Below are 19,474 nucleotides of genomic sequence, written 5' to 3'. Positions count from 1 at the left end.
CGCGACGATCACGCCGCTGCCGTGCGCACTCAGCTCAGGGCGGGCTCCTCCAGCGTCAACGTCCCCTCTCCGGCGTCGAGTTCCGCCGTGACTCCGAACGGGATCGTCAGCGCGTCCGCGCAGTGGCCGAAGCCGAACTCCTCGGCGACGGGCACGCCGAGGGGGCCGAGTCGGTCGATGAGCATGGGGCGCAGGCGGTCGTAGGGCTCGCAGGTGGACCAGGAGCCGAGGAGGATGCCGTGGACGCCCTCCAGCCAGCCGGAGCGCAGGAGTTGGGTGAGGTAGCGGTCGAGGCGGTAGGTCTCCTCGCCCACGTCCTCCAGGCAGAGCAGGCCGCCGTGGGCCGAGGGGCGGGCGTGGGGGGTGCCGAGGTCGGCGGCGAGGAGGGAGAGGCAGCCGCCCAGGGTGACGCCCCTGGCCCGGCCGGGGAACAGGGCACCGCCGCCCGAGGCGACGACCTGGACCTTGTCCGGGGCGAGCAGGGTGAGCCGCAGGTGTTCGCGGGCGCGCTCGCTGCCGATGAAGTCGATCCCGGCCGCCATCGGGCCGTGCAGGGTGACCAGGCCGAGACGGGTGGCGATGGCCTCGTGCAGCGCGGTGATGTCGCTGAACCCGACGAACACCTTCGGTCCGGCCGCCCGCATCGCCTCCCAGTCGAGCAGGTCGACCATGCGCTGGACGCCGTATCCGCCGCGTGCGCAGAGCACGGCGTCCACGGTCGGGTCGCACCAGGCCCGCTGGAAGTCGGCGGCGCGGTCGGCGTCGGTGCCCGCGAGATAGGCGAACTCGCCATGCCGGTCCAGGACATGGGGTGCGACGACCGGTTCCAGACCCCACTCGCGCAGCACGTCGAGGCCCGCGCTCAGGCGTTCGCCGGGGACCGGTCCGCTGGGCGCGACCACGGCGACGCGGGCTCCGGGGGCGAGTCGGGCGGGGCGTAGCAGTTCTCTCATGCGTCCAGTTCTCTCATGCGTCCAGCTCTCTCATGCGTCCAGCTCCAGCTTCGGCACGTCCGTCACGTCCAGTCCGAACACCTGGGCGTACAGGGAGAGTTCGGCCTCCAGGGCGCGGACGAGGGTGTCGGCGCGCCGGAAGCCGTGGCCCTCGCCCTCGAAGGTGAGGTAGGCGTGCGGGACACCCCGGCCCGCGAGCCTGGCGAGGAGGTGCTCGCACTGGACGGGCGGGCAGATCACGTCGTCCAGGCCCTGGAGCAGCAGGAACGGCACGGTGAGCCGGTCGGCGTGGGTGACGGGCGAGCGCTCGGCGTACCGCTCGGGCACCTCCTGGAGCGGCCCGACCAGCGACTCCAGGTAGCGCGACTCGAAGTCGTGGGTGTCGCCGGGGCCCCAGGTGGTGAGGTCGAGAATGGGGTAGCTGATCGTGCCGCAGGCGTAGACGTCGGTGCCGGTCAGGGAGGCGGCGGCGGTCCAGCCGCCCGCGCTGCCGCCCCGGATGGCGAGCCGGTTCCGGTCGGCGGTGCCCTCGTCGGCGAGGCCGAGGGCGACGGCGGCGCAGTCCTCGACGTCGACCACGCCCCACTGCTCGCGCAGCCGCTCGCGGTAGGCGCGGCCATAGCCCGTGGAGCCGCCGTAGTTGACCTCGGCGACCCCGATGCCGCGCGAGGTGAAGTAGGCGATGGCGAGGTCGAGCACGAGCGGCACCCGGCTGGTGGGACCCCCGTGCGCCCAGATCACGTACGGCGGCAACTCGCCTTGCGGGGATGTGAGTTCGGGGTGGTGCGGCGGATACACGTGGGCGTGCACCTCGCGGCCGCCGGGTCCGGGGAAGACGCGGACCTGCGGGTCGGGGTAGTAGGCGGGGTCCACGGGGTCCCGGTGGCGGGCGCCGACGGCGCGGGCGCGTCCGGTGACCGTGTCCAGCTCGACGACCTCGTACCCGCGGTGCGGACCGGCGCCGACCGCGACGACGCGGGCGCCGTGCGCGGCCAGGGTCGGGGCGTACTCGGTCCAGGGTCCGGCGGCGTCGGCCACCTCGCCGGACTCGGGGTCGAGTATCCCGAGCCGGGCGGCACCGCGCCCGTGCAGGACCGCGATGAGTCCGCTGTCCAGCGGCGCGAACCAGCGCAGGCCCAGCTTCCACAGCGGGCCGCCGAACTCCTCGGCGCGCGGGCACAGCGCTGTGCCGTCCCGGTAGAGGTTCCACCAGCCGTCGCGGTCGCTGACGTACAGCAGCCGCCCGTCGGCGGACCACTCCGCCTGGGTCACGGACTCCTCGGGTCCGCCCGCGACGACGACGGGCTCGCCCAGGGTGCCGCCGTCCCCGACCTCGGCGACGAGCAGTTCGGTGCCCTCCCACGGCATCCGGGGGTGGTCCCAGCCGAGCCACGCTGCCCGCCGCCCGTCCGGCGACAGTCGCGGTCCGGTGACGAACCGGTGCCGTTCCGGGACGAGTTCGCACACGGCCGTACGGTCCTCGGCGGCGGAGCCGTCCAGCGGCACGGCGGCCAGGACGCGGCGCAGGTCACCCGGCCCCTCGCCGGTGAACTCCTCCAGGACGCACCAGACTTCGCCCCGGGCGAGGTCGATGCGCGGCTCTGCCCAGCGCAGTCCGCCGCCGACCGGGGAGTGCGGGGTCAACGGGCGGGGCTCGGCGCCGGGTTCACGGATGTAGAGCCGCTGGTCGGCGAAGTGGGTGAAGACGAGCAGGGGTTGGCCGGCCTGGGGTACGGCGTCCCACGGGCGGCCGCCGTACTCGATGACGCGGTTGCGCACGTTCCAGGGCGCGGGCAGCACCGTCTCCTCGATGCCGTCCGCCCCGCGCCTGACGAGCGTGCGGCGGCCTCCCTCGGCGGGCCGGGGTTCGGTCCACCACACCTCGTCACCGACGAATCCGGCCCACTCCGGGTGCCCGTCGTGCGCGGCGGCCAGGGCCGCGTCGACGGGCGAGGGCCAACTGCCGTACGTCTGCTCGCTCATGTCCTCCCCCATCCGTTCAGGCGGTCCGCAGGAAGCGGTCCAGTACGCGGACGCCGAAGTGCAGCGCGTCCACGGGCACCCGCTCGTCCACGCCGTGGAAGAGCGCCTGGTAGTCGAAGTCCTCGGGCAGTCGCAGCGGGGCGAAGCCGTAGCCCTTGATGCCGAGCCGGGAGAACTGCTTGGCGTCGGTGCCGCCGGACATGCAGTACGGCACGACGTGCGCGCCGGGCGCGAACTCCTCGACGGCGGACCGCATTCCGGCGAAGATCGGCGCGTCCACCGGTGCCTGGAGGGCGACGCCGTGGTGGACGAAGTCCCAGTCCACGTCGGGACCGGTGAGCCGGTTGAGGGTGGCGCGGAACTCCTCCTCGGTGCCGGGGAGGAAGCGCCCGTCGACGTGGGCGGTCGCCTCGCCGGGGATGACGTTGACCTTGTAACCGGCGTCCAGCATGGTCGGGTTGGAGCTGTTGCGGACGGTCGCCTCGACCAGCTTGGCGGCCGGCCCCAGCTTGGAGAGCAGCAGGTCGGCGTCGTCCGGGTCGTCCTCCAGGCCGTAGAGCGCGGCGAGTTCGGCGAGCGCGGCGCGGACGGTCGGGGTGATCCTCAGCGGCCACTCGTACTCGCCGATGCGGGTGACGGCGGCGGCGACGCGGGTGACCGCGTTCTCCCGGTTCACCTTGGAGCCGTGCCCGGCCCGGCCGCGCGCGGTGAGCCGCAGCCAGCCGGTTCCGCGCTCCCCCGCCGCGACGGGGTAGATCTCGCGCCCGGTGCCGTCGTGGAAGGTGTAGGCACCCGACTCCCCGACGGCCTCCGTACAGCCCTCGAACAGGTCCGGGTGCCTGTCGGCGAGGAACCCGGCGCCGTCGACGGCGCTGTCCTCCTCGTCGGCGGTGAACGCGATCACGATGTCGCGGCGCGGCCGTACGCCCTCGCGGGCCCAGGAGCGCACGACCGACAGGATCATCGCGTCCATGTTCTTCATGTCGACGGCGCCGCGCCCCCACACCACGCCGTCGCGGACCTCGCCCGAGAACGGGTCCACGCTCCAGTCGGCGGCCTGGGCCGGCACCACGTCGAGGTGGCCGTGGAGCAGGAGCGCGTCGGCGTCCGGGTCGGTGCCCGCGATCCGGGCGACCACGTTGGCCCGCCCGGGCGTCCGCTCCAGCAGCACCGGCTCCAGACCGGCTCCGGCGAGCCGCTCGGCGGCGTACTCGGCGGCAGGCCGCTCCCGGCAGTCACCGCCACCCCGGTTGGTGGTGTCGATCCGGATGAGGTCCGAGGTGAACTCGACGACCTCGTCCAGGGCTTGCTGGTCAGCCATACTGCTCCTCCACGGCGGACGAGGCGATCGTGGTGACCGCCTTGAACGTGCGAATGCCCTCGTACATGGTGTCGGCGGTGTACGCCACCTTCCGCTCGCCGATCCGCGTGACCCCGGGGACGACGGTGACGGCCATCGCCAGGTGCTCGGCGTCGAACTCGACGGCGACGGTGTACGGGCCGGTGTTCCGCGGCTCCTGACGGACCGCGAGCCGTGCGGCCTCGTGGGCGGCGGCACGGATGTCGGCGGCGGTACGGCTCGGCGTCCGGCACACGGCCGCATACCGCGACACATGGTCCTTGACGGCGACCTTCAGCGCCTCGGGCGCGTAACCGAGCGCGTCCTCGCAGGCCAGGTCGTCGCCGGTGACGAGCACGACGGGCACGCCGTACTCGGCCGCGACGTGCGCGTTCAGCAGCCCCTCGCTCGCGCGGACGTCGTTCAGCCAGACGCCGGTGATCTGGTTGGCGAGGTAGGTGTGGGCGAGGACGCCTTCCATCCCCGCTCCCGCGTGGTACCCGACGAACGCGATCCCGTCCACGTCCCCGTGCTGCACGCCCTCCACCATGGACAGCGACTTGTGCCGCCCGGTGAGCATCTCGACCCGCTCGTCCAGGTCCTCCAGCAGGAGGTTCCGCATGGACCAGTGGGCCTCGTTCACGAGGACCTCGTCGGCACCCCCCTCGAAGAAGCCCACCGCCGCCGCGTTCACGTCCGACGTGAACAACCCTCTGCACCGCTCCCACTGCGGCGTCCCCGGCAACACGTCCCCCGGCCAGGTGACACCCGTCGCCCCCTCCATGTCCGCACTGATGAGGATCTTCACCCGCAGCTCCACCCTCTCCCGCTCACCACGCCCACCACACCCTTCTGCCCCCATTGTCGACAACGACCACGCCGAGCGACGGCAACACACGAGCGTGGCGGGTGAGGCCGGAGAGCAGCGCGAGTGTATGCGGGGAATCGATCACGGGGTGAGACGGGGCTGGGACCCCCGCTCCGTCCGCGGCTGCCATGTACGGCGGGTACATGTGCGCTCCGCACATGGAGGGCGCGCCCAGCGCTCCGCTGTCGGCGAACCCGGCTGGGCGTGCGCCGCCCAGGCTGGTTGGCTGTCGGTATGGACATCTTGGTGCTGGGCGGGACGGCGTGGGTGGGCCGGGAGTTGTCGCGGCAGGCGATCGAGCGGGGGCATCGGGTGACCTGTCTCGCGCGCGGCGAGAGCGGCGACGTCGCGGAGGGCGCGGAGCTGGTGGTCGCCGACCGGAGCGAACCGGCTGCGTACGAAGCGCTGTCGGACCGCGAGTGGGACGAGGTGGTCGAGGTCTCCTGGCAGCCGGGCTTCGTCCGGGAGGCGCTCGCCGCGCTGGGCGGCAGGGCCAGGCACTGGACGTACGTCTCCTCCGTCAGCGCCTACGCCTCCCACGACGTACCGGACGCGGACGAGTCCGCGCCCCTCCTGCCGCCGGCCGAGGGAGCCGAGGCGGACCGCGCGTCGTACGGCGAGGCGAAGGTCGCCTGCGAGCAGGCGTCGACGGCCGTCGTGGGCGACCGTCTCCTCATCGCCCGCGCCGGTCTGATCGGCGGCCCCGGCGACCACAGCGGACGCTCCGGCTACTGGGCGGCCCGCGCCGCCCGCGATCCGCAGGGTCCGATTCTCGTCCCCGACACCCCGGCCATGGCGACCCAGGTGATCGACGTACGGGACCTCGTCGCCTGGCTTCTCGACTCCGCCGAGTCGGGCGTCACCGGCACGTACAACGCCGTCGGTCCCGTCGTCCCCTTCACCGAGTGGCTGCGGCTCTCGCGCACCGCCGCCGGTCACGTCGGCCCCTTGGTGCCCGCCGGCTCGGACTGGCTCCTCGCGAACGGCGTCGCCGAGTACATGGGCCCCGACTCCCTGGCCCTCTGGCTGGCCAGTCCCGGCCACGACGGCTGGTCCACCCGCAGCGGCAAGGCGGCCCACGCCACCGGTCTGCGTCACCGCGACCGCGCGGAGCTGTTGCTCGACACGCTGGCCTGGGAACGCGAACAGGGCCTGGACCGCCCCAGGCGCGCGGGGCTCAGCGCGGAGCGCGAGAGCGAACTGCTGGAGAAACTGGGCGGAGGACTCGCCTGACCTCGCGCACTCCGGCCACGAGGGCGCCGGGCCGGTGCGGCCGCCGTCCGCACGGCCGCACCGGCCCCGCCGGTCCTACCGCCCCGCCAGCACGAACCACCGGGCGGGCAGGTCGATCCGCGTCCCGTCCGGGAAGTGCTCCGTCTGCGGCAGGACCGTCTCCCCCGTGGCCAGGATGTCCAGCCCCGCCTCCCCGAGCAGCCGCGGGATCTCCTCGTCCGGCGCGTCGGCGGGCTTGAGGCGGTGGTGGAAGACGCGGCGCAGCTTGGGCGGCGCCCCCTCCGGACCGCCGGCCGCCCGCTGGAGCACGTCACGCGACTCCGACGTCAGCTCGACCACGAAGGCCCGCCCCGCGCTGCCGATCAGCTCGGCCACGGCGGCGGCGACGGCGGGCCGCGCCTCCGGCTCGCTCTGGTGGATGACGGCCCGCATGTAGACGTTGCTGTCGCCGAGCCGGGCGTGCAGATCCCGCACCGCCTCGGCGTCCGTGAGATCGAGCTGCTCGAACTCCACCGCGTCGTCCTTGGCGGCACGGCGGGCGTGTTCGACGGCGGCGTGCGAGAGGTCGACGCCCACGGCTCGGGCGAACCGGGTGGCGAGATAGCGGGTCTGGGTGCCGTTGCCGCAGCCGAGGTCCACGATGACGCGGCCGGAGTCGGCGTGCGGCAGCAGGAGTTCGCTGTGCGGTCCGGCGGAGAGGGACGGGTCGGCGTCCCAGATCGCGGAACCACCTTCGCCGGGCGTCTCTGCCCAGTAACTCTCCCAATTGGAACGGTAGTTCTCGGACACGTTCATCGCGATCTCCCCAAGTTCGTCGGCGTGCCCGGGATATCGCGTCCGCCCTCAACCGGGCAAGGGGCCGGAGGGCACCTTTACGGGATGGGCTACCGGTTCTCCACCCGTCAACCACCCGCTCCTCAAAGCCTGTTCAGCCCCTGCTCGAACCACACCGTCTTCCGGTGCCCGCTGCCGCTCGCGCCCCACTCCCGGGCCAGCCGGCTGACCACACGCAGTCCCCGGCCCTCCTCGTCCTCAGGCCCGGCGGCGAGCAGTCGCGGCAACTCCGGTTCCGCATCGGTGACTTCGAAGAGCAACACGTCGGTGCGCACCACCCGCAGCCCGACCGAGCCGTCCCCGCCGTGCCGTACGGCGTTGGTGACGACCTCGCTGACCAGCAGCCGGGCGGTCTCGACGGCCTCCGGCAGCCCCCACTCCACCAGCCGGTCGGCGACCAGCCGCCGGGCGCGGGCCACCTCGCGCGGGTTCGCCTCCAACCGCCACTCGGCCACGTGGTCGTCGGGGATGCCGTTGAGCCGGGCCATCAGCAGGGCCACGTCGTCCTTGCGGCCGCCCCGGGTGTTGAGGGCGCGGATGATGGTGTCGCAGGCGGCGTCCATCGAGGCGGCGGGGTGCGCGGCGGACTCGCAGAGCGCGGCGAGACCCTCCCCGATGTCGGTGCCGCGCACCTCGACCAGGCCGTCGGTGCACAGCACCAGCCGGTCGCCGGGCGCCACCTTGATCACGTCGGCCTCGAAGGGCACCCCGCCCACGCCGATGGGCGCGCCGGTGGGCAGGTCGAGCAGGGTGCTGCCGCCGTCCTCGGCGCGAACCAGGACGGGCGGGATGTGTCCGGCGTTGGCCAGCTGGAGTTCGCCGCGGATCGGGTCGTAGACGGCGTAGAGACAGGTGGCGAGGTAGTTCTCGCCGAGGCGCCGGGCCAAGTCGTCCAGGTTGCGCAGCAGTTGGGCGGGCGGGATGGCCATCGCCGCCATGGTCTGGACGGCGGTGCGCAACTGGCCCATCATCGCGGCCGAGTTGAGGCCGTGTCCCATCACGTCACCCACGACGAGGGCGGTGCGGGAGCCGGGCAGCTTGATGGTGTCGAACCAGTCGCCGCCGATCCGCCCGAGCCGGGTGCCCGGGAGATAGCGGGTGGCCACGTCACACCCGGCCATGCGCGGGGTGACCTGCGGCAACATGCTGTCCTGGAGGGTGTCGGCGACGTTCTCCTGGTAGGTGTACATGCGCGCGTTGTCGAGCACGAGCCCTGCGCGGGCGGCGAGTTCGGCGCCGGTGGTGCGGTCCATGTCGTCGAAGGCGGGCCGGTCCGGGCGGCGCATCAGCACCATGAAACCGAGGACGACGTTGCGCGCCTTGAGCGGGACGATGAGCAGGGAGCGGCCGCCGATGAGCGGCCGGAGGTCGCGCTTCTCGAACTCGCCGGAGATGCGCTCGGACAGCTCGTCGGTGACCCTCGGGACGAGCACCGGCTCGCCGGTCACCATGCACTGGTAGAACGGGGTGTGTTCGGGGAAGGCGAAGGACTCGCCGACCGGCACGGTGTCGTCCCAGCGGCCGGGTTCGTCGTTGTGCTCGACCCAGACGCGGTGCATGTCGGTGGTGGCGTCGGGCGGGCCGTCCGGGAAGCCCTCGCCCGCGAGCACGGCGGCGCGCAGATGCGTGCCGGCGAAGTCCGCGAAGCGGGGCACGGCGGCGCTGGTGACCTCGCGGATGGTGGCGCCGAGGTCGAGGGAGGTGCCGATGGCCGAGCTGACCTCGTTGAGGAACTCCAGGCGCTCGCGGACGGCCGCGTACTCCAGGTCGTGCTCGGCGCCGACGGGGATCACGGGGGCGCTGGGCCGCCGGGGGACAACGCTGTCGAGGCGCACCCGGCCCGCCCTGCGCGGCACGCCCCAGTACGGGGTGACCGGCACCCGGTCGGACTGGCTGAACTCCAGGACGGGGTAGCCGAGTTCGAGCACCTGGGAGACGATGCGGGCGCTGAGCCCCGGGCCCATGCCGGGCAGGATCTCGGGCAGCCGGCGGGCCAGCCCGTCGGGGTCGGGGAGTTCGGTGTGGCGGGCGAAGCCGGGCGCGACGCGCTCGGTGGGCCCGTCCTCCCGGCCGCGCTCGGCGCGCAGCCTGGTGGCGTCGGCGGCGAGCACCAGCAGCCGGGAGGGACCGGGTCCGATCAGCGGGTAGGCCCACCAGAGCACGTCGATCCGCTCGGCGCCGGGCGTCTCTCCCCCGGCGGGATCTACCTCACCCGTCGAGGAGCCCGCCCCCTGCGCGGAAGCGGGTGTCAGCCGCGCCCACCCCGACTTCGGATATCCCGTCCCGTCTTCGAGCAGGACCTCCAGATCGGGTCCGAGCCCGGCGTGGACCTCGTCGGCGTGCGCGTCGTGGGTGCCGTCTCCGGCCGGTGCCGCGCCCGGCAGGTCGTCCGGCAGCGCGCCCGCGACCGGCAGCAGATCGGCCGCCGGACGGCCGACGGCCTCCTCGCGGGCCGGCCCGAACAGTCTGCGCGCCCCGCTGCTCCAGTGGGAGACGAGTCCGGCGCGGTCGACGACCACCACGGCCAGCGGGATACGGCCGGGCGCGGTGTCATCGGCGCCGCGGCCGGGAGGTGTGTCCCGTTCGCTGCCACGGTCCATGACCCAGGCCCTTTCTCCCACGGCTGTCCGCAAACGATCTGTGCCGCCCGCCACTACCGTACGGGGGCGGCCGGTCGCGATGTGGGGAGATTCCTGGAATTGGTCGCCCCGCCCCGGACCGGCCCGCCGACCGCGCCCCCGGCGCGCTCCCGGCGTGCGCTCCCGCCCTGGCCGGGTGCGCACGCCGTCCCGCCCCGGCGGCAGCCCCCGGCCCTCAGTCCTCGTGCCCCAGCTGAAGATCCCGCTCGGTACGTCCGCCACCCGCCACCTGAAGCACGGTGGCCACCGGCGGATACCCCGCCGCGATCACCGTGTACTCCCCGGAGGACAGGTCCACGAACCGGAAGGTTCCGTCGGCGCCGGTGGTGAGCGTGTCGACCACGTTCCCGGCGGCGTCGAGCAGCGTCACCCGCGCGTCCTCCACGGCGCGTCCGCCGGTCGCCCGGACGGTGCCCTTGAGGACGGCGCCGCCCGCGAGTTCGACGTCCTGCCGGGTCTCGCGCGCGGCCTGGACGGAGACCGGCAGCGCGGCGGGGCGGAAGGCGGGGGCGCTCGCGGCGAGGGTGTACTCCCCCGCGACGAGTTCGGTGATGACGTAGCCGCCCTCGCGCCCGCTGCGGGTCGTGGCGACGACCTCGCCGTGGACGTTGGTGAGGGTGACGATGGCGTCACGCACGGGGCTGCCGTCGGCGGTGACCACGCTTCCGGCGAGGCGCCCGGCGCCGCCGAGCACGACGTCGAGTTCGACGGGCCGTTCGCCGACGGTGACGGACACGGCCTGGGGCTGATGGCCTCCGGCGGCGGCGATGAGGACGTACGAACCCGCGCCCGGGGTGGCGAGCGCGTAGCGACCGTCGTCGCCGCTCGCGCCCCGGCCGATCTGCTGTCCGGCGACGTCGATCAGGGTGAGCGCCGCGCGCGGCACCACGGTGCCGTCGGGGTGCTGCACCGTGCCGCACACGGGAATTCCGGCCGCGTACGGCGAACGGGCGTGCGGCACGCCGGAGTTGATGGGGGAGGTCTCCGGCTCGGCGGTGGGGGCGTTGTGGGACACCAGTGGTTTCTCCTTGAGAAAGAAGGCGATGACGAGACCGAGGACGAGCACCGGGACCAGATAGAGGAAGATCCGGGGCATCGCGTCGGCGTAGGCACGGATGTAGGCGTCGCGCAGGCCCGGGGGCAGCGCGTGGACGAGCTGTGGGGTGATGGACTGCGCGTCCGGCAGCCTGGCCCCGGCGCCCGGCGGGAGGTCCTCGCGCAGCGCGTCGGTGAGCCGTCCCGCGAAGAGCGTGCCGAAGATCGCGGCGCCGACGCTGCCGCCGATCTGCCGGAAGTAGTTGTTGGCGCTGGTGGCGGTGCCCAGGTCGGCCGGGCGCACGGAGTTCTGCACGGCGAGGACGAGGACGGGCATGACCAGGCCGATGCCGGTGCCGAGGACGGCCATCCAGATGCTGTACGCCAGCCGGGAGGTGTCCACTTCGAGCAGCGAGAGCAGCCACATGCCGAGCGCGGCCAGCGCGCTGCCGAGCAGCGGGTAGAGCCGGTAGCGGCCGGTGCGGCTGATGAGCTGGCCGCCGATGATGGAGGCGCCGACGATCCCGGCCATCATGGGCAGCATCAGCAGCCCGGACTCGGTGGCGCTGGCGCCGTCGACCATCTGCAGGAAGGTCGGCAGATAGCTGGCCGCGCCGAAGAGGGCGACGCCGATCACCAGACCGACGAGTCCGGAGACGTTGAAGACGGAGTCCCTGAACAGCCTGAGCGGGATGAGGGGTTCGGCGGCGAAGCGCTCGGCGACGAGGAAGAGCGCGATCGAGACGAGGGCGCCCGCGCCGAGCCCGAGGATCTGGCGGGAGCCCCAGGCGTACTCGGTGCCGCCCCAACTGGTCAGCAGCACCAGGCACGTCGAGGCGGCGGCCAGCAGCAGGGCACCGGGCACGTCGAGGCGGGCGCGCACGCGCGGGCGGGGCAGCTTCAGGACGAGGGCGACGACGCAGAGGGTCACCAGACCGAAGGGGACGTTGATGTAGAAGCACCAGCGCCAGGAGAGGTGGTCGGTGAAGTAGCCGCCGAGCAGGGGTCCGGCGACAGAGGCGAGACCGAACACGGCGCCGATCAGCCCCATGTAGCGGCCGCGCTGCCGGGGCGGCACGATGTCCGCGATGATCGCCTGCACGCCGATCATGAGGCCGCCCGCGCCGATGCCCTGAACGGCGCGGAAGGCGATCATCTGGTCCATGCTCTGCGCGCGTCCGGCGAGCGCGGAGCCGATGACGAAGACCACGATGGCGAAGAGGAAGACGCCCTTGCGGCCGAAGAGGTCCCCGAGCTTGCCGTAGAGCGGCAGGCCGATGGTGGAGGTCAGCAGATAGGCGGTGATCGCCCAGGACATCCTGTCCAGGCCGTGCAGCTCACCGACGATCTTCGGCAGCGCGGTGGCGACGATCATCTGGTCGAGTGCGGCCAGGAGCAGCGCGCACATCAGCCCGAGGAAGACCAGCCGTACCCGGCGCGGCCCGAGGCCGAGGCCGGACCCGGGGGCGGGCGGTTCCGCGCCCGCCTGTTCGGCCGGGACCGGGATCGGGATCGTCGCGGCGATCCCCTCGTCCGGCTCGTCCCGCACCAGCGTCGTCCCGGCCACCTGACCGCTCCCCTCGTCGCACTTTTCGCACATTTCCCGCGCCAAGGGACAACTGCGAACAAGTGCGGCGAGTTACGGCCAAAGCTCAAACGGTGCCGATGTCACCCGAACCGGTGAAGGGCACAACACCCCTTCACCGGACGGACGTTGAGAGAGCGAAGGACTACTTCTCCACCTGCGCGGCGAGATTGGCGAGGATCGCGCCGTAGATCCGGTCGAGGCCCTTGGGCGCGAAGGTGCGCTCGAAGAAGCCGCCGATGCCGCCCGCGCCCTTCCAGGTGGTGGTCACGACGACACGGGACGTGCCCTCGCCGGCCGGGGTGACCCGCCAGGTGGTGACCATGGTGGAGTTGCGGTCCTTCTCGACCAGTTCGCCGTCGGTGGGCTCGCTGACCTCCATCAGGCAGTCGCGCACGCGCTTGCTGGTGGCCTGGAGCTTCCAGTGGACGAGGGTGCCCTCGCCGTCGCCACCCTCACGCACCTCGTACTCGCTGAAGTGCTCGGGCAGCAGCCCGGGGCGGCTGTCGCGGTAGTCCGCGAGCGCGTCGAACACCGTCTCGGCGTCCGCCGCCACGATCCGTTCCGTAGTGGCCTCGACCTGCGCCATCGCTTTCCTCCACGACCTGGTTCCTGGGGTTCGGCCAAGCCAACCACCCGGGGGGCCGGGCGCCCAAATCGGGGGCGGCGAACCGGGTGCGCGCGGGCGTGTGCTCCGGCTCGCCCGATTATGGGAACACATGTTCTATTGTGGGTCTCGAGCTACCGAGGAGGCGTCATGCGCTGGGAGAACCTGACCGACGAGTCCGGTGGTCACGGCCGGACCCCCGACGGCGCGCTGTTCGAGGCGGGCGCCGTGGTGACCCGGACGTTCGACACACCGGAATTCGCGGGCATCACCTTCCACGAGGTGCGTGCCCGTTCGATCCTGAACCGGGTGCCGGGCGCCTCGCGGATGCCGTTCGAATGGACGGTGAACCCCTATCGGGGCTGCTCGCACGCGTGCGTCTACTGCTTCGCGCGCAAGACCCACAGCTATCTGGACCTCGACACCGGCCTCGGCTTCGACAGCCAGATCGTGGTCAAGGTCAACGCCCCGGAGGTGCTGCGCCGCCAGCTCGCCGCGCGCACCTGGCAGGGCGAGCACGTGGCGATGGGCACGAACGTGGACTGCTACCAGCGCGCCGAGGGCCGCTACCGGCTCATGCCGGGCATCATCGACGCCCTCACCGAGTACGCGAACCCCTTCTCCATCCTCACCAAGGGCACCCTGATCCTGCGCGATCTGGACCGGCTGGCCCGCGCGGCCGAGGTGACCGACGTCGGCGTCTCGGTCTCGGTCGGCTTCACGGACCCCACGCTGTGGCGCACGGTGGAGCCGGGCACCCCCGCCCCCGAACGGCGCCTGGACGTCGTCCGCGCCCTCGCCGAGCGGGGCATCGGCTGCGGGGTGCTGATGGCCCCGGTCATCCCCTTCCTCAGCGACGAACCGGAGCAACTGCGCGCCACGGTACGGTCGATCGCCGCCTCCGGCGCCACCTCGGTGACCCCGCTGGTACTGCATCTGCGCCCCGGCGCCCGCGAGTGGTTCATGGCCTGGCTCGGCCGGCACCACCCCCATCTGGTCTCCCGCTACGAGCGCATGTACGGACGCGGGTCCTACGCCCCCACCTGGTACCAGCGCCGTGTCACCCGCCAGGTACACGAGCTGGCCCGCGAGTACGGCATCGGCCCGACGCGGGCGAGCACGACACGGGGCGTACGCCGGGATCGGCAGCCGACGGAGCCGCCCGCCGCCGAGCCCACCCAGCTCACCCTGATGTAGGCCACCCCGGCGCGTTCGAGCGCATCCCACGACCCGATCGGGTCAAGTCCGGCGAAGACGCGTTCGCACGGGGGCTCGGTCCGGGACGATGCGGCGTGGACCGCGACCGGCGCGGTCCACGCCGCACGCCGTACCCGGGAGGACTCCTTGAGAACACGCGCAGCCGTGCTGTGCGCGGCCACCGCCGTGCTGGCGACCTCGCTCACGAGCGCCCACGCCCAGGCAGCCACCGGCCGGGACACGGCGGGGATCACCTGGAAGGACTGCGGCACCGGCGCGGCCCCCACCCTCCAGTGCGGCACGCTGAAGGTCCCCCTCGACCGGACCCGCCCGGCCGGACCGCAGGTCACGCTCGCCCTCTCGCGCGTCCCGCACACCGCGCAGACCTCCCAGGGTCCGCTGCTGGTCAACCCCGGCGGTCCCGGCGGCAGCGGTCTCTCGCTCGCCGGGTTCGTCGCCTCCTCGCTGCCGAAGAAGGTCGCCGCCCAGTACGACGTGATCGGCTTCGACCCGCGCGGCGTCGGCAGGAGCACCCCCGCCCTGGACTGCGCGCCCGGCCACTTCGCCCCGGTGCGCCCCGGCAGCGTGCCGAGCACCCCCGCGCTGGAGCGGAAGAACGTGGAGCGGGCCCGCGCCTTCGCCACCGCCTGCGCCCGCGCCCACGCGGACGTGCTGCCGTACATCGACACGGTGGACACGGTGCGGGACATGGACGCGATCCGCGCGGCGCTCGACGCACCCCGCATCAGCTACTTCGGCTACTCGTACGGCACCTACCTCGGCGCGGTCTACGCCAAGCTCTTCCCCCAGCGGGTGCATCGGCTGGTCCTCGACTCGATCGTGGACCCGACCGGCGTCTGGTACGAGGACAACCTCGCCCAGGACGTCGCCTTCGACGACCGCCACCGCGCCCTGATGGCCTGGATCGCCAGGAACAACGCGGTGTACCGGCTCGGCACGGACCCGGCGAGGGTCGAGGCGAGGTGGTACGCGATGCGCGCCGCCCTCGCGAAGAAGCCCGCCGGGGGCAAGGTGGGCGCCTCCGAGCTGGAGGACACCTTCATGCCGGGCGGCTACTACGACGGCTACTGGCCCACGCTGGCCGAGGCGTTCTCCGCCTACGCGCGCGACGGGAAGACCGGCCCGCTGGTGGCGGCGTACGGGAAACTGGCCGCGGTGGACCCCTCGGGCGACAACGGGTACAGCGTCTACACGGCGGTGCAGTGCCGGGACGCCGCCTGGCCCCGCAATTGGTCGCGCTGGGAGCGGGACGCCCGGCGGACGCACGCGAAGGCGCCCTTCATGACCTGGAACAACACCTGGTACAACGCGCCCTGCGCCTTCTGGCCGGCCGGTCCCCGGCAGCCGGTGAACGTCGCCAACGGCAAGCTGTCCTCCGCGCTGCTCTTCCAGGCGACGGGCGACGCGGCGACCCCGTACGCCGGGGGCGTCATGGCGCACCGGCTGCTGGCCCACTCCAGCCTGGTGGTCGAGGAGGGCGGCGGCAACCACGGTGTCACGCTGAGCGGCAACGACTGCCTGGACAAGTACCTCGCGGACTATCTGGCCGACGGCACGGTCCCGCGCGGCCGGGGCGTCGCCGACGCCACGTGCGAGAGGTCCCCGGAGCCGGAGCCCGAACCGCGCACCGCGAAGCGTGCCGCGACGGTGGCCCGCGGCTCCACGCTCCATGGACTCCTGGGCTTCCGCCACTGACCCGCCGCCGGGCCACCGGCACCCGAATTCGCGCGCGGCGCCCCCGGGATCTTCCCTAGGGTGCCGCCATGACCCACGCCGCGCACTCCCCCCTCCGCGTCCGCCCCATGCTGCTCACCGACTGCGACCGCGTCTCGGAGATCCGGGTGCGCGGCTGGCAGCGGGCGTACCGGGGCATCGTGTCGGACGCCTATCTGGACAAGCTGGACGTCGAGGCGGACGCCGAGGTGCGCCGGGCCCGGTTCGGGCGCGGTGACGGCGTGCATCTGGTGGCGGAGCGGGACGGCGAGGTGCTCGGCTGGGCGGCGTACGGGCCGGGGCGGGAAGGCGAAGTACCCGCGGGTAACGGCGAGTTGTACGCGCTCTACGTGGACCCGGAGCGCCTCGGCGGCGGGATCGGGCACGCCCTGCTCACCGAGGTGACGAAGCGGTGCGGGTCGTATCCGCGCCTGTATCTCTGGGTGTTGACGGGCAACTCCCGCGCCCGCCGCTTCTACGAGCGCGCCGGTTTCCGTCCCGACGGCACCGAGCAGTCCTTCGAGGCGGGCGGCGAAGAGGTCTTCGAGGTCCGCTACGTGAAGTGACGTGTCGTCAACTCGACTTTCTTTGACGGGGGATGCGTGCCAGCGCCCCCACCGCCGCCTCCGCGAGGACCGGGTGTGCGAGGGCCTCGTTCAGCACCCGCCGGGCGCGCGGGTCGGCCAGCTCCCCCAGTCCTTCCACGCAGGCGAGGGCCACCCGCCGATAGGGATCGTGCGGCCGCAGCCTGCGCTCCAGGGTGGTGATGAGCGCGGGCACGGACTCGGGGGCGCGCAGTTGGACCAGGAGCCGTACCGGGTGGAGGGCGTAGGCGACGCGGAGTTCGTTGGTGGCGAGGGCGGCGGCCGCGCGGGCGGTGCGCGGGTCTCCGAGGCGGGCGAGCGCGGCCGCGGCGGCGGCGCAGCGGGGCGGGTCGCGGTGGTTGAGGAGCAGGACCAGGGACTCGAAGGCCCGGCGGTCCCCGGCGCTGCCGAGCCGGAAGGCGGCCAACTCCCGGGCCCACAGGGGCTGTCCGGGCGCGGTGAGGACCTGTGCCAGCTCGTCGTGGTCCTGGGTGTCCAGCAGGCGTTCGCAGGCCGCCGCGCCGCGCGACTCCTGCCGTAAGCGCTGCGTGAGCGCTCGCAACTCTTCGTCCACGGATTCAGATTAGGCACGTCACACGCCCTTGGGGAGGTACATCACAAAGTCCCGTCCTCGCGCAGGTCTGGCGCGCTCGTTACTCACTGGTTAAGCTCAGACGAGCGAGTTACCCACTCGCACTCCGCTTGCGGCGGTCTGGTGACGCGGCCGTCGTGGGCGATCGACACGTCAGGTACCTCGGTACCTGCGGTACGACCCGGCTCCGGGACAGGGCCGGTCGGCACACCGCCTTCTCGCGGGTCTGTGCGTGACCCGCGAGGACGGCACCGGGCGTGTGCGCTCGCAGCCCGGAACACCCGCATCGACCGGAACATCCGCATCGACTCGGCTCCGGCGTGCGCTCCTCGGCGCACCCGGCGCGTTCCCTCGTCGTCACCCTTTCTGGAGTCCCGTGATGGCCACTCCCCTGTCCCACCCTTCCCCTTCCCCGCTGCGTACGGTCGCCGTGGTCGGCCTCGGCACCATGGGCACCGGCATCGCCGAGGTGCTCGCCCGGGCCGGCCGTGAGGTGATCGGCGTCGACATCAGCGCGGCGCAGGCCGCCCGGTGCGTCTCCGTCCTGGAGGCGTCGACCGCCCGTGCCGTGGCGCGCGGCCGGCTGTCCGAGGAGCAGCGCGTCGGCGTTCTCGCCCGGGTGCGCACCTCGACGGATCTCGCGGCGGTCGCCGGTGCCGATCTCGTGATCGAGGTCGCGCCGGAGTCGTACGAGATCAAGCAGCAGATCCTCCGTGAACTGGACGCCGTGGTGCGCCCGGAGACGATTCTGGCGACCGGGACCAACGCCCTGTCGGTGACCCGGCTGGCCGCCGGTTCGGCCCGCCCCGAGCGCGTGCTCGGACTGCACTTCTTCAACCCGGCGCCCGCCATGAAGCTGGTCGAGGTGGTCTCCTCGGTGCTGACCGCGCCGCAGGCGGTGGCCGCCGTGACCGACCTCGCGGTGGAGCTGGGCAAGGAGCCCGTCGCCGTGGGCGACCGGCCCGGGTTCGTCGCGGACGGTCTGCTGTTCGGCTACCTCAACCAGGCCGCCGCGATGTACGAGGCGCGGTACGCCTCCCGTGAGGACATCGACGCGGCGATGCGGCTCGGCTGCGGTCTGCCGATGGGCCCGCTCGCGCTGCTCGACCTGATCGGCGTGGACACTGCGCGCACCGTCCTGGACGCCATGTACGCCGAGTCCCGCGACCGGCTGCACGCGCCCGCCCCCATCCTGAAGCAGCTCAGCGAGGCGGGCCTGACCGGCCGCAAGGCGGGCCGCGGTTTCTACACCTACGCGGCGCCGGGCAGCGCCGAGGTGGTCCCCGACGCCCTGACCCCGGCCCCCGGCGGCACCGGCGCGCAGGGCCGCACGGTGCGCTCCGTGGGTGTCGCCGGGTCGGGCACGATGGCCTCGGGCATCGCGGAGGTGTTCGCCAAGGCGGGGTACGACGTGATCCTCGCGGCCCGCACCGAGGAGAAGGCGGAGGCCGCCAAGTCCCGTATCGGCAAGTCTCTTTCGCGCTCGGTGGCCAAGGGCCGGCTGACGGAGGAGGCGGCGACCGGCATCCTGGACCGGATCGTCCCGGCGGGTTCGTACGAGGCGTTCGCGGACGTCGATCTGGCCGTCGAGGCGATCGCGGAGGACCTGGACGTCAAGCGGCAGCTCTTCCAGGCGCTGGACAAGGTCTGCAAGCCGGGCGCGGTCCTGGCCACCACCACGTCCTCGCTGCCCGTGGTCGCCTGTGCCCGCGCGACCTCGCGCCCGCAGGACGTGATCGGGATGCACTTCTTCAACCCGGCCCCGGCGATGAAGCTGGTCGAGGTGGTGCGCACGGTGCTGACCGGCGAGGACGTCCACGCGACGGTCCGCGAGGTCTGCGCGCGGATCGGCAAGCACCCGGTGGACTGCGGCGACCGCGCCGGTTTCATCGTGAACGCGCTGCTGTTCCCGTATCTCAACAACGCGGTGAAGATGGTCGAGGAGCACTACGCCACCCTCGACGACATCGACGCGGCGATGAAGCTCGGCGGCGGCTACCCGATGGGCCCGTTCGAACTCCTGGACGTGGTGGGACTGGACGTCTCCCTGGCCATCGAGAAGGTGCTGCACCGCGAGTTCCGCGACCCGGGTCTCGCCCCGGCCCCGCTGCTCGAACACCTGGTGGCGGCGGGCTGCCTGGGCCGCAAGACCGGCCGCGGTTTCCGCGAGTATGCCCGCCGCTGACGGAGCACGGGGCCGCGGCCGCGCGGAGCCGGAGTGGGGCGGACTGCTCGATCCCGGCGGGTTCTCCCCCACCGCCGGGCGGCCCGCCGCTCCGGCGGCCGGGGGC

The 19,474-nt window shown here is 73.1% G+C and carries 14 protein-coding genes; 5 read left to right on the top strand and 9 right to left on the bottom strand.

Annotated elements, in window-relative coordinates:
• Positions 1 to 29: 29 nt before the first annotated feature.
• From ACWEEU_RS05695 to ACWEEU_RS05680, 4 genes are read right to left on the bottom strand one after another with little or no spacing between them, the layout of a single operon-like run.
• Positions 30 to 953, bottom strand: a complete 924-nt coding sequence (locus ACWEEU_RS05695) for a S66 peptidase family protein (protein ID WP_451728840.1) — start codon at positions 951 to 953, stop codon at positions 30 to 32.
• 30 nt (positions 954 to 983) lie between these two features.
• The gene (locus tag ACWEEU_RS05690) at positions 984 to 2,948 is read right to left on the bottom strand and encodes an LpqB family beta-propeller domain-containing protein (RefSeq protein ID WP_451728837.1); all 1,965 of its coding nucleotides are present in this window, start codon (positions 2,946 to 2,948) and stop codon (positions 984 to 986) included.
• Between the two features lie 4 nt (positions 2,949 to 2,952).
• Positions 2,953 to 4,257 carry a M20/M25/M40 family metallo-hydrolase gene (locus ACWEEU_RS05685; protein WP_451728834.1) on the bottom strand — a complete coding sequence of 435 codons (1,305 nt, stop codon included), beginning with the start codon at positions 4,255 to 4,257 and terminating at the stop codon, positions 2,953 to 2,955.
• Positions 4,250 to 5,083 (bottom strand): M55 family metallopeptidase, encoded by an 834-nt coding sequence (locus ACWEEU_RS05680; RefSeq protein ID WP_385746468.1) that lies wholly within the window; start codon positions 5,081 to 5,083, stop codon positions 4,250 to 4,252. The genes ACWEEU_RS05685 and ACWEEU_RS05680 overlap by 8 nt, the downstream gene beginning before the upstream one ends.
• Before the next feature lie 294 nt (positions 5,084 to 5,377).
• Here ACWEEU_RS05680 and ACWEEU_RS05675 point away from each other — a divergent pair, with 294 nt between their 5' ends.
• Positions 5,378 to 6,376, top strand: a complete 999-nt coding sequence (locus tag ACWEEU_RS05675; protein ID WP_451728830.1) for an NAD-dependent epimerase/dehydratase family protein — start codon at positions 5,378 to 5,380, stop codon at positions 6,374 to 6,376.
• Between the two features lie 75 nt (positions 6,377 to 6,451).
• On the opposite strand, the gene ACWEEU_RS05670 is transcribed toward ACWEEU_RS05675, so the two are convergent.
• From ACWEEU_RS05670 to ACWEEU_RS05655, 4 genes are all read right to left on the bottom strand, one after another.
• On the bottom strand, positions 6,452 to 7,171 hold the full coding sequence (locus ACWEEU_RS05670) for a class I SAM-dependent methyltransferase (protein WP_451728827.1): 720 nt from the start codon (positions 7,169 to 7,171) through the stop codon (positions 6,452 to 6,454).
• Between the two features lie 122 nt (positions 7,172 to 7,293).
• Positions 7,294 to 9,810 (bottom strand): SpoIIE family protein phosphatase, encoded by a 2,517-nt coding sequence (locus ACWEEU_RS05665; protein WP_451728824.1) that lies wholly within the window; start codon positions 9,808 to 9,810, stop codon positions 7,294 to 7,296.
• 214 nt (positions 9,811 to 10,024) lie between these two features.
• On the bottom strand, positions 10,025 to 12,451 hold the full coding sequence (locus ACWEEU_RS05660; RefSeq protein ID WP_385746477.1) for an MFS transporter: 2,427 nt from the start codon (positions 12,449 to 12,451) through the stop codon (positions 10,025 to 10,027).
• Between the two features lie 163 nt (positions 12,452 to 12,614).
• The gene (locus tag ACWEEU_RS05655) at positions 12,615 to 13,058 is read right to left on the bottom strand and encodes an SRPBCC family protein (protein ID WP_385746479.1); all 444 of its coding nucleotides are present in this window, start codon (positions 13,056 to 13,058) and stop codon (positions 12,615 to 12,617) included.
• 168 nt (positions 13,059 to 13,226) lie between these two features.
• Between ACWEEU_RS05655 and ACWEEU_RS05650 the strand changes: the two genes are divergently transcribed.
• From ACWEEU_RS05650 to ACWEEU_RS05640, 3 genes are all read left to right on the top strand, one after another.
• Positions 13,227 to 14,273 (top strand): Rv2578c family radical SAM protein, encoded by a 1,047-nt coding sequence (locus ACWEEU_RS05650; protein ID WP_385746481.1) that lies wholly within the window; start codon positions 13,227 to 13,229, stop codon positions 14,271 to 14,273.
• Positions 14,274 to 14,420: 147 nt separating this feature from the next.
• Positions 14,421 to 15,989: an alpha/beta hydrolase gene (locus ACWEEU_RS05645; protein ID WP_451728820.1), complete on the top strand. Its 1,569-nt coding sequence runs from the start codon at positions 14,421 to 14,423 to the stop codon at positions 15,987 to 15,989.
• A 68-nt stretch (positions 15,990 to 16,057) separates the two neighbouring features.
• Entirely contained in the window at positions 16,058 to 16,573 is a 516-nt protein-coding gene (locus tag ACWEEU_RS05640; RefSeq protein ID WP_451728817.1) for an N-acetyltransferase family protein, read from the top strand.
• Positions 16,574 to 16,580: 7 nt separating this feature from the next.
• Here the strand turns inward: ACWEEU_RS05640 and ACWEEU_RS05635 are convergent, their stop codons facing one another.
• Positions 16,581 to 17,165, bottom strand: coding sequence for an adenylosuccinate lyase (locus tag ACWEEU_RS05635; protein WP_451728814.1), 585 nt, complete (start codon positions 17,163 to 17,165; stop codon positions 16,581 to 16,583).
• Between the two features lie 397 nt (positions 17,166 to 17,562).
• Here ACWEEU_RS05635 and ACWEEU_RS05630 point away from each other — a divergent pair, with 397 nt between their 5' ends.
• Entirely contained in the window at positions 17,563 to 19,368 is a 1,806-nt protein-coding gene (locus ACWEEU_RS05630; RefSeq protein WP_451728811.1) for a 3-hydroxyacyl-CoA dehydrogenase family protein, read from the top strand.
• The last annotated feature ends 106 nt before the right edge of the window (positions 19,369 to 19,474 follow it).

The organism is Streptomyces sp. NPDC005004 (assembly GCF_053600675.1).
This window is presented reverse-complemented; position numbering and strand designations above follow the sequence as displayed.

What these genes read in the sequence shown, in the direction of transcription:
- ACWEEU_RS05695 (WP_451728840.1), bottom strand. Translation starts at nt 953, where the DNA reads ATGAGAGAACTGCTACGCCCCGCCCGACTCGCCCCCGGAGCCCGCGTC.
- ACWEEU_RS05690 (WP_451728837.1), bottom strand. Translation starts at nt 2,948, where the DNA reads ATGGGGGAGGACATGAGCGAGCAGACGTACGGCAGTTGGCCCTCGCCC.
- ACWEEU_RS05685 (WP_451728834.1), bottom strand. Translation starts at nt 4,257, where the DNA reads ATGGCTGACCAGCAAGCCCTGGACGAGGTCGTCGAGTTCACCTCGGAC.
- ACWEEU_RS05675 (WP_451728830.1), top strand. Translation starts at nt 5,378, where the DNA reads ATGGACATCTTGGTGCTGGGCGGGACGGCGTGGGTGGGCCGGGAGTTG.
- ACWEEU_RS05670 (WP_451728827.1), bottom strand. Translation starts at nt 7,171, where the DNA reads ATGAACGTGTCCGAGAACTACCGTTCCAATTGGGAGAGTTACTGGGCA.
- ACWEEU_RS05665 (WP_451728824.1), bottom strand. Translation starts at nt 9,810, where the DNA reads ATGGACCGTGGCAGCGAACGGGACACACCTCCCGGCCGCGGCGCCGAT.
- ACWEEU_RS05655 (WP_385746479.1), bottom strand. Translation starts at nt 13,058, where the DNA reads ATGGCGCAGGTCGAGGCCACTACGGAACGGATCGTGGCGGCGGACGCC.
- ACWEEU_RS05650 (WP_385746481.1), top strand. Translation starts at nt 13,227, where the DNA reads ATGCGCTGGGAGAACCTGACCGACGAGTCCGGTGGTCACGGCCGGACC.
- ACWEEU_RS05640 (WP_451728817.1), top strand. Translation starts at nt 16,058, where the DNA reads ATGACCCACGCCGCGCACTCCCCCCTCCGCGTCCGCCCCATGCTGCTC.
- ACWEEU_RS05630 (WP_451728811.1), top strand. Translation starts at nt 17,563, where the DNA reads ATGGCCACTCCCCTGTCCCACCCTTCCCCTTCCCCGCTGCGTACGGTC.